This is a genomic window from Aeromonas sp. INTO2 (assembly GCF_049860605.1).
In the GTDB taxonomy this organism is placed as follows: Bacteria; Pseudomonadota; Gammaproteobacteria; order Enterobacterales; family Aeromonadaceae; genus Aeromonas; species Aeromonas caviae.
On record NZ_CP187588.1, the window covers coordinates 3,736,608 to 3,749,915 of the forward strand.

Sequence of the window (13,308 nt, forward strand, 5' to 3'; positions counted from 1 at the left end):
ATGAAAATCCCACCTCTGATCAGCTACTTGGGCAAGTCCGTCGGCTTTGGCCTCGCCATGGCTGCGCTTTTGTTGCTGGTGTTTCCCAATTTTCGCGGCGGCGCTCCCCTGCCGGGCCTCATCACCAACGCCCGCGAGCTGAGCTTCTCCTACGCGGCCCATCGCGCCGGCCCTGCCGTCGTCAACATCTACACCCGCAGCTTCGCCGGCAATCGCGGTGAAAAAGCCGAACTCAGACCCCAGGGGCTGGGGTCCGGCGTCATCATGAACCAGCGCGGTCACGTGCTCACCAACTATCACGTCATCGCCGATGCGGACCAGATCATCGTCGCCCTGCAAGATGGTCGGGTGTTCAGTGCAGAGCTGGTCGGCACCGACAAACTGACCGATCTGGCGGTGCTCTACATCGAATCGGACAACCTGCCGGTGATCCCTCAGGACCCGGATCGTCTGCCGGACGTGGGAGACGTGGTGCTCGCCATCGGCAACCCCTACAACGTCGGCCAGACCATCACCCAGGGCATCATCAGCGCCACCGGGCGTATCGGCCTCTCCAGCATGGGGCCGGACAGCAATGGCAGACAGGATCTGCTGCAAACCGATGCCGCCATCAACGAGGGCAACTCCGGAGGCGCCCTGGTCAATGGCCGTGGCGATCTGGTGGGCATCAATACCGCCGCCTACCACCTCAACGGCAATCAGGAGAGCTATGGCATCAGTTTTGCCATCCCCTACAAGCTGGCCAAGCGCATCATGGACGAGCTGATCGCCAACGGTCGGGTCATCCGCGGCTACCTCGGCATCTCCAGCGTCGAGATCAATCCCATCGTCGCGCGCATGCTGAACCTGGGGGACTTGCAGGGGTTGGTGGTGGAGAGCCTGGATCCCAATGGCCCAGCCACCAAGGCCGGTCTCAAACGTGGGGATGTGCTGCTCAAGATCAACGGAGAGGCCATCACCGGCGTGCGTCCCGTCATGGACAAGATCGTAGAGAGCCGCCCCGGCACCAAGCTCACCATCTCGGTGATCCGCAACGGCAAGCCGCTGGACGTCGATGTCATCATCGAAGAGGACCTGCGCTACCAGAATCAGACCCTGCCGACCAGCAGTGCGGCACCCGCCACCTGAGAGGCGGATCCTCGCAGGGCCCGACAGGGCCCTTTTTTGTGCCCGCTTTCCTCCGGCGCCCACCTGTGCGTGAGACAGCTCACACATTGCGCCAATAAACGATCGGGCGAAGGCGCAGTCAAAACCCGCCACCGATCACACTCCCTTGCCGCCAGTCCGCTCCTTTCCTCTTCTTGATCACCAAAAGGGCTTCTTTTGATGCCTTTCCCTCCGGATTTCCACTTCGAATCGGAAAAAACCTGCCTCCTCCCGCACTCTCCTCCGCTTTATGGTGATCCCATCCTTTCTGCCAGCCTGGAGAGCAGACCTTGAATACCGACACCCATGACGCCCCCCTGACCCCGGACAGCCCGGCACTGCTGCGCAAGACCGACCTGACCCTGGCCCGCATTCACAACCTGCTGGCGGATCAGGGCATATGCCCCAACGACGTGCAGCAACAGATGCTGGCCTCCCACGTCAAAGCCATGGTGTGGCGCTCCTACAGCGGGGAATCCCTGCCGGAGGTCGACCTCAGCCTGTTCGAGGAGATCTCCCCCCTCTCCCTGCGCCTGGCAGAGCAGGTCGTTGCCTGGCTCGACCGCCTCGCCTACGAGGAGGCACACCTCTTGTCCGTCCATTTTGAAGTGGCCAAAGAAAACGAACTCAGCTCAGTAAAAGGAGAACGCTAAATGACTGCCATCAAACTCGTGATTGGAGATCGTCTCGGCAAGGGTCAGAAAGTGGGGGCGGGCGCAGAAGCCGCCGGCGCCACCGTGACCGTCATCCCCGGCATGGCCGCCGACATGAAGCTCGGTGATGTGATGAACAAGGAGCAGGCCGACCTTGGCATCTCCTTCTGCGGCAGCGGTGGCGCGGGCGCCATCACGGCCCAGACCAAGTACGGCTACAAGTGCCGCTACGGCATGCGATCCATCGAGGAGGGTGTCACCGCCATCAACGAGGGGTGCGTGGTACTGGGCTTCGGCTTCATGGACAAGGAAGAGCTGGGCCAGAAGCTGATCGAAGCCTTCGCCAAGAAACACGGGCGCACCTGATGAAAGAACACTTCACCACCCGGATCACGGTCAACGGCAAGGGGGCGACTCGCCAGCAGGCGTTCGCAGCAGCCCTCAGCCAGGTGCAACCCAGCCTGCTCAAGGAGAGCCCCAAGGTGATGCTGCGCATCGACCCCCTCGAGGTCGAGGTGCTCGAGGCCGAGGAGTCGGTACGGGTGGAGAAGTTCCTGTTCTTCCTCCTGCCACGCCAGCGCCACGAGTTCCGGGTCCGGCTGGCAATCACCGTCAAGGTCACCAGCCTGGATGTCGACAAGGTGGATTTCACCCGGGCCTGACCCCACAACCAAAAGGACAAGTTGGATGTTTCTAATCATTTTGATGAAGTCACTCATCATCGGCGGCCTGGTAGGCGTCGGGGTGGGGGCTGGCGCGGCGCGGATGTTCCACGCCCCGACCGTGCAGGGGATGGGCGCGTTCCGTACCCTGGGCGAGCTCAACTCCTGCGAAGGGGACCCCGCATCCCACTTCTCGTTCGGTCTGGGCTTCTTCTTCAACGCCTGGGCCTCCACGGTCGCGGCCGGCGCCTTCACTCAGGACGTGGATCACCGCATCCTGCCGAACTGGGGTGCAGCGGCCCTGATGGTCAAGAACCGGGATCTCGCCACCACCCTCCATGATCCCAAAAAGATGGCCATCGCCTGCGGCATCATTGGTGCCATCGTGGTCGCCTTCCTCAACAGCACCGCCGCCGCCGTACCTGCCGCCCTGCAGGTGACCGCGGTCAAGGTGTTGGTGCCCGCCGCCAACCTGCTGGTCAACACCGTCATGCCGGTGATCTTCTGGCTGGCCGCCATCGAGGCAGGCAAGAAGTCCGGCTTCTGGGCCACCATCTTCGGCGGTCTGGCCCAGCTCATCATGGGCAACGCGGTACCAGGCCTGGTGCTTGGCATCCTGATCGGCAAGGGGGTGGAAGAGAGCGGCTGGAACCACGTCACCAAGGTGATGATGAGTGCCATCGTCCTGCTGTTCGTGCTGAGCGGCTTCTTCCGCGGCTTTGACATGAAACTCATTGAATCCTTCCACATGGGCGTTCCCCTGTGGCTGGAAAACGTCCACAACCTCATGAGCGGCAAATAAGGAAGCACACCATGGATGAGAAACTGAGAAACAACTTCTGGTATGCCGACTGGTCCTTCCCCATCTTTGTCGGTCTGCTCTCTTCCGGCGTCTTCGCCGGTACCCACATGTTCTACCTCTACGGGGTCGGCGCATTCAACGAGGTGGCCTTCGTTGCCATGCTCAAGGCCGGCATGGACACGGGGGCCTATGGTGCAGTCGCCGCCTTCGGTGCCAGCTTCCTGTTCGCCCGCATCATCGAGGGCTCCCTGGTGGGCATCCTCGACATCGGCGGCGCCATCCAGACCGGAGTCGGCCTCGGAGTGCCCGCCCTGCTGCTGGGGGCCGGCATCATCTATCCGGTGGAAAACTTCACCGCTTCCCTGATCACCGGCATGGGGATTGGGATGGCCATCGGCTACGTGATTATCCTGGCGCGCAAGTTCACCATCAACCAGAGCAACTCCACCTACGGGGCGGACGTCATGATGGGGGCTGGCAACAGCTCCGGCCGCTTCCTCGGTCCCCTCATCATCCTCTCCGCCATGGGCGCCTCCATCCCCATCGGGATAGGCTCCCTGCTGGGTGCCCTGCTGTTTTACATCTGGGAGAAGCCCATCACGGGTGGCGCCATTCTGGGGGCCATGCTGTTCGGGACCTTCTTCCCCATCGCCCTGGCTTAATCCAAGGCCGTCTCTTCGGCGGCATTCAAGAACCTGTTTGCGCTCTGTCGCGAAAGGTCGTCAGCAAGGTGAAGAGCAGTGCAGGGGCCGGAGACGTGAGAACTCCTGGTTACAACTACGCGAGCAGCACATGAGCCTTGGAAGCGCCCTCGCAGTAAGAGCACAAGCAGGTTCCAAGAGGGATATCAGCATGTACGACATGATCATCAGGGCGGGACGCCTGGGAAACGGGCAGCTTGTCGACGTCGCCATCAAGCATGGCAAGATAGCGGCGCTGGGTTCGCTGCCAGAGAGCACGGAGGCGAAGCAAACCCTCACTCTGGGCGGGCAGGTCCATGTGAGCGCCGGCTGGATCGACGGCCACACACACTGCTACCCCGCCTCCCCCCTCTATCACGATGAGCCGGACAAGGTGGGGGTGGCGTCCGGTGTCACCACCGTCATCGACGCCGGCAGCACCGGAGCCGATGATGTGGACGACTTCCAGCGCATAGCCGCCACCTGCAAGACCCGGGTGCACGCCCTGCTCAACATCTCCCGCATCGGCCTGCTGCGCCAGAACGAGCTGGCGGATCCGACAGACATCGATCCCGCCCTCGCCCAGGCGGCCATCCGGCGCCATCCCGGCTTCATCGTCGGCATCAAGGCGCGCATGAGCGGCAGCGTGGTGGGTGAAAGCGGTCTGCAACCCCTGCGCATGGCCAAGCAGATCCAGCAGGCCAATGGCAACTTGCCACTGATGGTGCACGTGGGCAACACGCCGCCGGATCTGGACGAGATCGTCGCCCTGCTGGGGGAGGGCGATTTGCTGACCCACTGCTTTAACGGCAAGCCCAACCGCATCCTGACCCCTGCGGGTGAACTGCGCCAGGCGGTGCGCGAGGCGATGCGGCGGGGACTCTTGCTCGACATCGGCCACGGCGGCGCCAGCTTCAGCTTCGAAGTGGCGGAGCTGGCCATTGCCCAGGGCATCCTGCCCCACACCATCAGTTCAGACATCTACTGCAAGAACCGCATCAAGGGGCCCGTCTACAGCCTTGCCCACGTGATGTCGAAGTTCTTCGCCATCGGCATGACCCTGGAGCAGGTGCTCGCCTGCGTCACTCACCAGGCCGCCGATGCCCTGCGCCTACCCGGCAAGGGGCGACTCGAGGTGGGCGCCGATGCAGACATCACCCTGTTCGAGGTGAGCTGCGGCCCCACTCTCTTTACCGATACCGAGGCCGGCTCCCGCAACGGTGACCGGCAACTGCTCCCTCTCGCCGCCCTGGTGGGCGGCGAACTGGTTCTGACTCACTACGGGAAATCACACCATGCCTTCTGTGTATGAGAAATACCGGCTCAAACCGGTGATCAACGCCTCCGGGCGCATGACCATCCTCGGCGTATCCACTCCCGAGCAGGAGGTGGTCGACGCGGTCAACTTCGGCCTCGGCCACTACTTCGAGGTGAAGGATCTGGTCAACAAGACCGGCGCCTACCTGGCCGATCTGCTGGGCGTTGAAGATGCGGTAGTGGTCTCCTGCGCCAGCGCCGGCATCGCCCAGTCGGTGGCCGCCGTGATCGTGCGCGGCGACCCCTATCGCCTCGAGCAGTTGCATGCTCATGCCCACGACGTGCCGAGCGACATCGTGCTGCCCAAGGGCCACAACGTGAACTTTGGTGCCCCCGTCGGCACCATGGTCAACCTGGGGGGCGGCAGGGTGGTGGAGGCAGGCTACGCCAACGAGTGCTCACCCGCCCAGCTGGCCGCCGCCATCCATGCCAATACCGCCGCCATCCTCTACATCAAGTCCCACCACTGCGTGCAGAAGAGCATTCTGTCGGTGGCCGAGGCGGCCGAGGTGGCCAAGGCCCACGGGATCCCGCTCATCGTCGATGCAGCGGCCGAAGAGGATCTGCGTCTCTACTACAACCAGGGTGCAGATCTGGTCATCTACAGCGGCGCCAAGGCCATCGAAGGGCCCACCAGCGGCCTGGTGCTCGGCAGGCGTCAGTATGTTGAGTGGGTCAAGCAGCAGGCCAACGGCATCGGCCGTGCCATGAAGGTGGGCAAGGAGGGGATCCTCGGCCTGACCCACGCCATCGAGCGCTACTTGGCCAAAGAGAAGGAGAGCGGCACCGCCATGGTCGCCAAGATGACCCCCTTCATCGAGCGCCTCAACCAGCTGCCCGGCGTCAGCGCCAAGGTGGTGTGGGACAGCGCGGGGCGCGACATCGCCCGCACCGACATCGCCTTCGACCACCAGCAGATCGGCATGACCACGGTGGAAGTGGTCTCCCGTCTGCAACAGGGTACCCCCGCCATCTACTGCCGCGGCTACAAGGCCAACGAGGGGCATATCGAGATAGACGTGCGCAGCGTCACCCTGCCCCAGCTCGACCAGATCCACTCCGCCATTGCCCACCTCGCTCAGGAGAACAACTGATGTCTCTTACCCCCAATTACTACCGCGATCGGGTCTGCCTCAACGTGCTGGCAGGTTCCAAAGAGAATGCCGTCGACATTTATGAGGCTGCCGAGGGCCACGTCCTGGTCGGTGTGCTCTCCAAGAACTACCCGGACATTCCCTCTGCCGTCGCCGACATGCAGGCCTACGCCAAGCTTATCGACAACGCCCTCTCCATCGGGCTGGGAGCAGGTGATCCGCGCCAGTCCGCCATGGTGGCCGAGCTGGCCCGCCAGTTGCAGCCCCAGCATGTCAATCAGGTGTTCACCGGGGTCGGGGCCAGCCGGGCGCTGCTCGGTCAAGCTGACACCCTCGTCAATGGCCTTGTCTCCCCCACCGGCATCCCCGGCATGGTGAAGATCTCCACCGGCCCCCTCAGCGCACAGCAGGCTGACGGCATCGTCCCCATCGACACCGCCATTGCCCTGCTCAAGGACATGGGCGGCAGCTCGGTCAAGTTCTTCCCCATGGGGGGACTCGCCTGCCGCGCCGAATATCAGGCAGTGGCCGAGGCCTGTGCCCGCCACGGCTTCTGGCTGGAGCCCACCGGCGGCATCGATCTTGAGAACTTCGAGGAGATAGTGCGGATCGCGCTGGAGGCAGGAGTCGAGAAGGTGATCCCCCATGTCTACAGCTCCATCATCGACAGTGTCAGTGGCCAGACCCGCCCCGAGGATGTGCGTACCCTCCTCGCCATGGTGAAGGCACTGCTGGCATAACAATCCCACAGGCACCGGTCCGATCACTGGGCGGTGCCTGGCTTGTTAATGACCCCCTTGTTAACATCGACCCACCATGCGCGACAGGAGTCCTCACCCCCTCATGACCAAGCTGCCCCACCCCAGACTCCAGCAACTGCTCGCCCTGCTTCACGCCGAGCCTCTGCCACAGGAGGAGCTGGCCCGCCGTCTCAATGTTTCCACCCGCACGGTGCGTACCGACGTGGCAACCCTGAACGAGCTCATTGCCACCCGGGGCGCCCACCTGATCCATCAGCGGGGCAGCGGTTACCAGCTCAAGATCTACAATCAGGGACTGTTCGATGCGCTGCTGGCCGCGCAGGGGCAGGAGAGCCCTCTGCCTCGCACCAGCCGCGAGCGGGTGCTGCACCTCCAGGTCTTGCTGCTGACGGCGGAACAGGGGATCAAGCTCGACGAGCTGGCGGACACCTGGTATCTGAGCCGGGCGGCTTTGCAAGGGGACATGACGGAGGTGCGGGAGCGGCTCGCCCACTTCGGGCTCACCATCGACAGCAAACCCAGAGTGGGGATGCGCATTGCGGGAAGCGAGATGGCGATCCGCGCCTGCCTCACCCAACTGCTCTGCCAGGAGCTGCTGCACCAGCATCCGCTCCAGAGCCTGTTGCCCACCCTCTGCCCCAGCAAGACGCTGGAGGTAGTGGGCAACCACATTCACGAGCAACTCGGTCGCCATCAGCTGCGCCTGGCCGACGAGAGCCTGCAGCAAGTCACCGTCTACTGTGCCGTCGCCCTGCTTCGCCAGGCGTCTGGCCATGAGTTGCGCCAGTTTGCCAGCGACGACATCACCCCGCCCCTGGCAGTGGTGGCCCGCGACATCTATGCCGAGCTGCCGACCCTGACTTCACCGGGGCAGGAAGAGATCGCCTGTCTCGCCATCCAGATCCAGGCTCGCCTCACTGCAGAGACGCCCCTGCTCAGCCCGGCCATGGCGGCCGAGAGCGAGCAGCTGACTGCGCACCTGCTGGGTTACATCCACCACCACTACCCCTATGACCTGCGCGGCGACCCGCAATTGCGAGCCGACCTGCAGACCCATATCGGCGCCATGCTGCTGCGGGTCAAATACCAGATTGGCAGCCACAATCCCCTGGCGGACCACATCAAGCAGTATTACCCCCTCGCCTACGACATCACCCTGGCGGCCATCTCTGAGTGGATCAGGCAGACCCCCTACCGGTTGACCCACCACGAGATCGGCTACCTGGTGATCCACATCGGGGTCGGCCTGGAGCGCCACTACGACATCGGTTACACCCGGCGCCCCCAGGCGCTGCTGTTGTGCGATGCGGGCAACGCCACCTTCCGGGTGCTGGAAGCACGCATCCGGCGGGAATACCCCCAACTGCAGCTGACCACGCTGGAGTCGGTGCGGGACTATGAGGGACTGGTACGAGTCGAGCAGGATTTCGTCATCAGCACCCTCAAGGTGAGCGAGAAGAATGCTCCCGTGGTGCAGGTCTCCCCCTTCCCGACCCAATACCAGCTGGAGCAGCTCGGCAAGCTGGTGCTCGTCGATCGCACCCGTCCCTATCTGCTCGACAAGTATTTCGATGCCGACCACTTCATGGTGCTTGATGAACCCATCAGCCAGGGGGCGCTGTTTGATCGCATCTGCAGCCAGCTTGAGGCGGAGGATCTGGTGCAGAGCGGATTCCGGGGATCCTTGCAGGAGCGGGAGCGGATCGTCTCAACCATGCTGGGGGACGGCATCGCTCTGCCCCACTCCCTCGGCCTGCTGGCGCGCCGCACCCTGGTCTATAACGTGCTGGCCCCCCAGGGGATCGATTGGGGTAACGGCGAGAGCGCTACCCTCATCTTCGTGCTGGCCATCGCCAAGGCGGATTATGAGGAAGCCATGGGACTTTATGATCTGTTTCTGGCACTGATGAACGAAAAAGCCAGCAGAAGTCTGCTGGCTTGTCGGGATTTTGCCGCTTTCAAGGCGCTGGCTCGCAGCGCACCTTGAGCACGCCGAGGCGTATTACTCCTCATTGAAGCCCGAGGTGAACAGCGCCACCACGGCGGCCAGGGCCTCCACCTCTTCGGGGCCCTCCACCTGCACCTCCACCTGTTTGCCCTGGGCGGAGTCCAGCATCAGCAGGCCGATCACGCTGTCCGCGTCGGCCTCGACTCCCTCTTCGTTGCGCAGCAACACGTGGGCATCGAACCCCTGCACCAGCTCGAACAGCATCATGGCCGGTCGCGCATGAATGCCTAACTTGTTTTTGACTTCTACCGAGGCGGAAACGGTCATCTGAGCATCCTGTGGATCTGTCAGGCGGGGTTTGAACGCTTGTCCAACGTGCGATGGCGGATCTGCACGTTCTTGCCAAGCAACCGGAATGCGCTGGCCAGCCGCTCGGCGATGAACACCGAGCGGTGTTGTCCGCCGGTACAGCCGATCCCGACGGTCACATAGCTGCGATTGTTGCGCTCCAGGTGGGGCAACCAGGTCCCCAGCATATTCTCGATCTGCTGGATGAACAGCATGACATCCGGCTGGCTGGAGAGGTAGTTGGCTACGGGCTCATCCTTGCCGGTGAAGGGCTTGAGCTCCGGGATCCAGTGCGGGTTGGGCAGGAAACGGGCGTCGAACACGAAGTCCGCATCCTTGGGAATGCCGTACTTGAAACCGAATGACTCGAACACCAGCACCAGCTCGTTCTCTTTCTTGCCGAGCACCCGGGTTTTGATGAGCTCGCTGAGATCGTGAATGCTGAGGTTGGTGGTGTCGATGCGCAGGTCGGCGGTCGAGGAGAGCGGTGCCAGCAGGTGGGTCTCTTCCCGGATCGCCTCGTCCAGCGAAAGCTTGTTGCGGGACAGAGGGTGCAGACGGCGGCTCTCACCGTAGCGTTTGAGCAGGGTCGCGTTGTCCGCATCGAAGAAGAAGCTCGAAAACTTGACTCGCCCCTCGTTGCGCACCTGGCTCAGCAGGTTCTCCAGCCTGTCTGCCTGGGCAGGCAGGTTGCGCACGTCGATGCTGACCGCCAGCTTGTCATACTGGCTCTCCACCGACACGATCAACTGGGGCAGCAGGTTGACCGGCAGGTTGTCCACGCAGTAGTACCCGAGATCCTCGAGCACCCTCAGGGCCACCGTCTTGCCGGAGCCCGAACGACCGCTTACTACTATTAACTGCATCTTGTCCCCTCACGCCAACGTGGCTGTGTCAGACCCGGCCTCAGGCCGACGTCATGATCTGATAGAGTTCTTCGTCGCTGGTCGCCTGGCGCAGCTGGCGGCAGACGGCCTTGTCACCCAGTTTGGATGCCATCAGGGAAAGAGTCTTGAGGTGCTGCTTGCACTCGCTTTCCGGCACCAGCAATGCAAAGAGCAGGTCAACCGGTTGATTGTCGATAGAATCGAAAGGGATGGGCTCGGAGAAGGTCATCAACACGGCGGTCGGCGCGAAGGCGTCGTCAATCCGGCCGTGGGGGATGGCGATACCGGCTCCGATCCCGGTACTACCCATCTTTTCTCGCGCCAGCAGGCTTTCAAACAGGACCTGGCGGGAAGCGCCAAGGCGCTCTGCGGCCAGTTCACTGATGATCTCGAGCGCGCGTTTCTTGCTGGTACAAGGGACCGCACTCTTGGTGCAGTCCCGACTCAGTATGTGTTCAAGTTGCATAGTTATTTTTGATTTAACTTATCTTTGTGCTTGATGATCTGCCGATCCAGTTTATCCAGCAGGGTATCAATCGCCGCATACATGTCGGCATGCTGCGAATTGGCGAACACCTCTCCCCCGCTGACATGCAGCTTGGCTTCGGCGATCTGGTTCAGTTTTTCGACGCTCAACACCACGTGTACGTTGTTGATATGGTCAAAGTGACGCTCGAGTTTGGCAAATTTGTTGTTCACATAATCACGCAGAGCTTCGGTAATCTCGACATGGTGTCCGGTCAGGTTAATTTGCATAACGTCTTCCTTTTGTTTGCCTAAACCAGGCGTTTGCGCTGATTGGATGGCGGGATCAACAAGGATTCACGGTACTTTGCGATCGTGCGTCTCGCCACCATAATACCCTGTTCGGCCAGCAAATCCGCGATCTTGCTATCACTAAGCGGCTTGGCGGGGTTTTCCGCCGTCACCAGCTTCTTGATCAGGGCGCGAATAGCGGTCGATGAGCACTCTCCTCCTCCCTCCGTATTGACGTGACTGGAGAAAAAAAACTTCAGTTCAAAAATGCCGCGGGGCGTATGCATGTACTTCTGGGTCGTGACCCGTGAAATGGTCGACTCATGCATCTCCACCGCTTCCGCGATGTCGTTGAGTACCATGGGTTTCATGGCCTCTTCGCCGTACTCGAAAAAGCCCTGCTGCTGCTCGACGATGCAGCTGGCCACCTTGAGCAGGGTGTCGTTACGACTCTCCAGGCTCTTGATGAACCACTTGGCCTCCTGCAAATGAGAACGGATGAACTGGGTATCCGTGCTGCTGCGGGCATTGCGCGCCATGGCAGCATAGGCCTCGTTGACACGGATGCGCGGAGCAGAATCCGGATTGAGTTCAACCACCCACTTGCTGCCCTTCTTGACCACGGACACATCCGGGATCACGTACTGGGATTCACTCTGGATGATGCCGTTGCCGGGTCTGGGCTCCAGTTGCTGGATGAGATCCAGCACCTCCTTGAGATCGCTCTCCTTGAGCCGGGTCTTGCGAGCCAGGGTGCGGTAGTCGCGATTGCCGAGCAGGTCCATGTGTTCGCGGATCACCTCTCTGGCTTCGTCGAGCCAGGGCAGGTCCGGCGAATACTGGCCGAGCTGGATCAGCAGACACTCTTGCACCGAACGGGCGGCGATGCCGACCGGATCGAAATGCTGCACCCGCTTGAGCACGGCTTCGATCTCATCCAGTTCGACTTCTACCTCCTCGCTGCTGACTGCAGCCTGAATATCCTCGAGGGTGGCAGTCAGATACCCGGATTCGTCGATGGCATCGATGATGGCAAGCGCGATGGCAGCATCCACATCACTGAACGGGGTGAGCCGCATCTGCCACAGCAGGTAGTCCTGCAGGTTCTCGGTGGTCTCCCCCTGATAGACGCTGTCTTCCCCGTCATGGATGGGGCCTGCACTCTGGGCCGTACCGGCCGAGTAGACCTCGTCCCAGGTGGTGTCCACCGGCAGTTCATCCGGCATGCTCTCCTGGGCCATGGCATCGCTGGAGTCGAGTTGACTGGCGTCCTGTGTCTCTGTCTGACTGGTTTCCTGCGCCTCGTTCTCCTCTTGCTCCAGCAAGGGGTTGTTGTCGAGCGCTTGCTGAATTTCCTGCTGGAGTTCCAGGGTGGAGAGCTGGAGCAGACGAATCGCTTGTTGTAATTGTGGCGTCATGGTCAGGGACTGACCGAGACGCAACTGTAATGTCGGCTTCATCTACGTCGGGATATCCTTATGTTCAGCGAGGCAGTCACCTAACAAAAATGAGGGGTGCCCCCTTACTATAGACTGAATTGATCGCCCAAATAGACGCGCTTGACCTGCTCATCGGCGAGGATATCGGCCGGCGCGCCCTCGGCAATCATCTTGCCGTGGCTGACGATGTAGGCCTTCTCGCACACATCCAGCGTCTCTCTGACGTTGTGGTCCGTTATCAGCACACCCAACCCGCGTTCTTTCAGATGCTGGATGATCTTTTTGATATCGATGACAGAAATAGGATCAACACCTGCGAAAGGCTCATCGAGCAGAATGAATCTCGGCTCTGCCGCCAGCGCCCGGGCGATTTCCACCCGGCGACGCTCCCCACCCGAGAGGCTCTGGCCCAGGCTGTCGCGGATATGGGTGATATTGAACTCTTCCAGCAACTGTTCGACCTTATCCTCCCGCTCTTCGCGGCTCAACCCCTTGCGGGTCTGCATGACCCCCATCAAGTTGTCGAACACCGACAGGCGCCGGAAGATGGAGGCCTCCTGAGGCAGATAGCCGATGCCATTGCGGGCACGGATATGCATGGGCTGCAGGCTGATGTCCTGCTCGTCGATGGTGATGAGGCCGGCATCCCGCTGCACCAGGCCCACGATCATGTAGAAGGAGGTCGTCTTGCCCGCGCCGTTCGGGCCGAGCAGGCCCACGATCTGGCCCGTTCCCACCTCCAGGCTCACATCGCTGACCACCATGCGGCGCTTGTAGCTCTTTTGCAGACCCGTTGCTTTTAACACTGCCATGGC

At 61.7% G+C, this 13,308-nt stretch carries 16 protein-coding genes; 10 read left to right on the forward strand and 6 right to left on the reverse strand.

The features are described from left to right. The 10 genes from degS (at nucleotide 1) to ACPW74_RS17740 (ending at nucleotide 9,102) form a co-directional block, all read left to right on the forward strand. On the forward strand, nucleotides 1-1,128 hold the full coding sequence (gene degS, locus ACPW74_RS17695; protein ID WP_010675858.1) for an outer membrane-stress sensor serine endopeptidase DegS: 1,128 nt from the start codon (nucleotides 1-3) through the stop codon (nucleotides 1,126-1,128). 308 nt (nucleotides 1,129-1,436) lie between these two features. After that, the gene (locus tag ACPW74_RS17700; RefSeq protein ID WP_103259449.1) at nucleotides 1,437-1,799 is read left to right on the forward strand and encodes a transcriptional regulator; all 363 of its coding nucleotides are present in this window, start codon (nucleotides 1,437-1,439) and stop codon (nucleotides 1,797-1,799) included. Continuing rightward, the gene (locus ACPW74_RS17705) at nucleotides 1,800-2,165 is read left to right on the forward strand and encodes an SFCGS family glycine-rich protein (RefSeq protein WP_049637185.1); all 366 of its coding nucleotides are present in this window, start codon (nucleotides 1,800-1,802) and stop codon (nucleotides 2,163-2,165) included. It abuts the gene before it with no gap. Beyond that, nucleotides 2,165-2,461 (forward strand): DUF4312 family protein, encoded by a 297-nt coding sequence (locus ACPW74_RS17710; protein WP_279982017.1) that lies wholly within the window; start codon nucleotides 2,165-2,167, stop codon nucleotides 2,459-2,461. The genes ACPW74_RS17705 and ACPW74_RS17710 overlap by 1 nt, the downstream gene beginning before the upstream one ends. Nucleotides 2,462-2,486: 25 nt before the next feature. Further along, nucleotides 2,487-3,263, forward strand: coding sequence for a DUF4311 domain-containing protein (locus tag ACPW74_RS17715; RefSeq protein WP_279982019.1), 777 nt, complete (start codon nucleotides 2,487-2,489; stop codon nucleotides 3,261-3,263). A gap of 11 nt (nucleotides 3,264-3,274) precedes the next feature. Further along, nucleotides 3,275-3,925 (forward strand): DUF4310 family protein, encoded by a 651-nt coding sequence (locus ACPW74_RS17720; RefSeq protein WP_041214029.1) that lies wholly within the window; start codon nucleotides 3,275-3,277, stop codon nucleotides 3,923-3,925. 190 nt (nucleotides 3,926-4,115) lie between these two features. Then, entirely contained in the window at nucleotides 4,116-5,255 is a 1,140-nt protein-coding gene (locus tag ACPW74_RS17725; protein ID WP_279982021.1) for an amidohydrolase/deacetylase family metallohydrolase, read from the forward strand. Then, nucleotides 5,239-6,354, forward strand: a complete 1,116-nt coding sequence (locus ACPW74_RS17730; protein ID WP_279982022.1) for a DgaE family pyridoxal phosphate-dependent ammonia lyase — start codon at nucleotides 5,239-5,241, stop codon at nucleotides 6,352-6,354. Before ACPW74_RS17725 ends, ACPW74_RS17730 begins: the two co-directional genes overlap by 17 nt. Continuing rightward, nucleotides 6,354-7,094 (forward strand): 2-dehydro-3-deoxy-phosphogluconate aldolase, encoded by a 741-nt coding sequence (dagF, locus tag ACPW74_RS17735; protein WP_045522210.1) that lies wholly within the window; start codon nucleotides 6,354-6,356, stop codon nucleotides 7,092-7,094. The genes ACPW74_RS17730 and dagF overlap by 1 nt, the downstream gene beginning before the upstream one ends. 103 nt (nucleotides 7,095-7,197) lie before the next feature. After that, nucleotides 7,198-9,102 carry a BglG family transcription antiterminator gene (locus tag ACPW74_RS17740; protein ID WP_425858416.1) on the forward strand — a complete coding sequence of 635 codons (1,905 nt, stop codon included), beginning with the start codon at nucleotides 7,198-7,200 and terminating at the stop codon, nucleotides 9,100-9,102. A gap of 15 nt (nucleotides 9,103-9,117) precedes the next feature. On the opposite strand, the gene npr is transcribed toward ACPW74_RS17740, so the two are convergent. From npr to lptB, 6 genes are all read right to left on the reverse strand, one after another. After that, entirely contained in the window at nucleotides 9,118-9,390 is a 273-nt protein-coding gene (gene npr, locus ACPW74_RS17745; RefSeq protein WP_010675868.1) for a PTS phosphocarrier protein NPr, read from the reverse strand. 20 nt (nucleotides 9,391-9,410) lie between these two features. Continuing rightward, the gene (rapZ, locus tag ACPW74_RS17750; protein WP_010675869.1) at nucleotides 9,411-10,277 is read right to left on the reverse strand and encodes an RNase adapter RapZ; all 867 of its coding nucleotides are present in this window, start codon (nucleotides 10,275-10,277) and stop codon (nucleotides 9,411-9,413) included. A gap of 40 nt (nucleotides 10,278-10,317) precedes the next feature. Further along, the gene (ptsN, locus tag ACPW74_RS17755) at nucleotides 10,318-10,764 is read right to left on the reverse strand and encodes a PTS IIA-like nitrogen regulatory protein PtsN (RefSeq protein ID WP_010675870.1); all 447 of its coding nucleotides are present in this window, start codon (nucleotides 10,762-10,764) and stop codon (nucleotides 10,318-10,320) included. A 2-nt stretch (nucleotides 10,765-10,766) separates the two neighbouring features. Continuing rightward, nucleotides 10,767-11,054, reverse strand: a complete 288-nt coding sequence (gene hpf, locus ACPW74_RS17760) for a ribosome hibernation promoting factor (RefSeq protein WP_005305957.1) — start codon at nucleotides 11,052-11,054, stop codon at nucleotides 10,767-10,769. Between the two features lie 20 nt (nucleotides 11,055-11,074). After that, complete coding sequence (locus ACPW74_RS17765) at nucleotides 11,075-12,514, reverse strand: RNA polymerase factor sigma-54 (RefSeq protein WP_039040474.1); 1,440 nt, start codon at nucleotides 12,512-12,514, stop codon at nucleotides 11,075-11,077. Between the two features lie 65 nt (nucleotides 12,515-12,579). Beyond that, nucleotides 12,580-13,305, reverse strand: a complete 726-nt coding sequence (gene lptB / locus ACPW74_RS17770; protein ID WP_010675872.1) for an LPS export ABC transporter ATP-binding protein — start codon at nucleotides 13,303-13,305, stop codon at nucleotides 12,580-12,582. Between the last annotated feature and the right edge of the window lie 3 nt (nucleotides 13,306-13,308).

Bases quoted from the DNA above. Each gene is read 5' to 3' on its own strand.
- ACPW74_RS17710 (WP_279982017.1), top strand. From the start codon at position 2,165: ATGAAAGAACACTTCACCACCCGGATCACGGTCAACGGCAAGGGGGCG.
- ACPW74_RS17730 (WP_279982022.1), top strand. From the start codon at position 5,239: ATGCCTTCTGTGTATGAGAAATACCGGCTCAAACCGGTGATCAACGCC.
- ACPW74_RS17740 (WP_425858416.1), top strand. From the start codon at position 7,198: ATGACCAAGCTGCCCCACCCCAGACTCCAGCAACTGCTCGCCCTGCTT.
- ACPW74_RS17715 (WP_279982019.1), top strand. From the start codon at position 2,487: ATGTTTCTAATCATTTTGATGAAGTCACTCATCATCGGCGGCCTGGTA.
- ACPW74_RS17725 (WP_279982021.1), top strand. From the start codon at position 4,116: ATGTACGACATGATCATCAGGGCGGGACGCCTGGGAAACGGGCAGCTT.
- ptsN (WP_010675870.1), bottom strand. From the start codon at position 10,764: ATGCAACTTGAACACATACTGAGTCGGGACTGCACCAAGAGTGCGGTC.
- ACPW74_RS17720 (WP_041214029.1), top strand. From the start codon at position 3,275: ATGGATGAGAAACTGAGAAACAACTTCTGGTATGCCGACTGGTCCTTC.
- dagF (WP_045522210.1), top strand. From the start codon at position 6,354: ATGTCTCTTACCCCCAATTACTACCGCGATCGGGTCTGCCTCAACGTG.
- ACPW74_RS17765 (WP_039040474.1), bottom strand. From the start codon at position 12,514: ATGAAGCCGACATTACAGTTGCGTCTCGGTCAGTCCCTGACCATGACG.
- hpf (WP_005305957.1), bottom strand. From the start codon at position 11,054: ATGCAAATTAACCTGACCGGACACCATGTCGAGATTACCGAAGCTCTG.
- ACPW74_RS17705 (WP_049637185.1), top strand. From the start codon at position 1,800: ATGACTGCCATCAAACTCGTGATTGGAGATCGTCTCGGCAAGGGTCAG.
- degS (WP_010675858.1), top strand. From the start codon at position 1: ATGAAAATCCCACCTCTGATCAGCTACTTGGGCAAGTCCGTCGGCTTT.
- rapZ (WP_010675869.1), bottom strand. From the start codon at position 10,277: ATGCAGTTAATAGTAGTAAGCGGTCGTTCGGGCTCCGGCAAGACGGTG.
- lptB (WP_010675872.1), bottom strand. From the start codon at position 13,305: ATGGCAGTGTTAAAAGCAACGGGTCTGCAAAAGAGCTACAAGCGCCGC.
- npr (WP_010675868.1), bottom strand. From the start codon at position 9,390: ATGACCGTTTCCGCCTCGGTAGAAGTCAAAAACAAGTTAGGCATTCAT.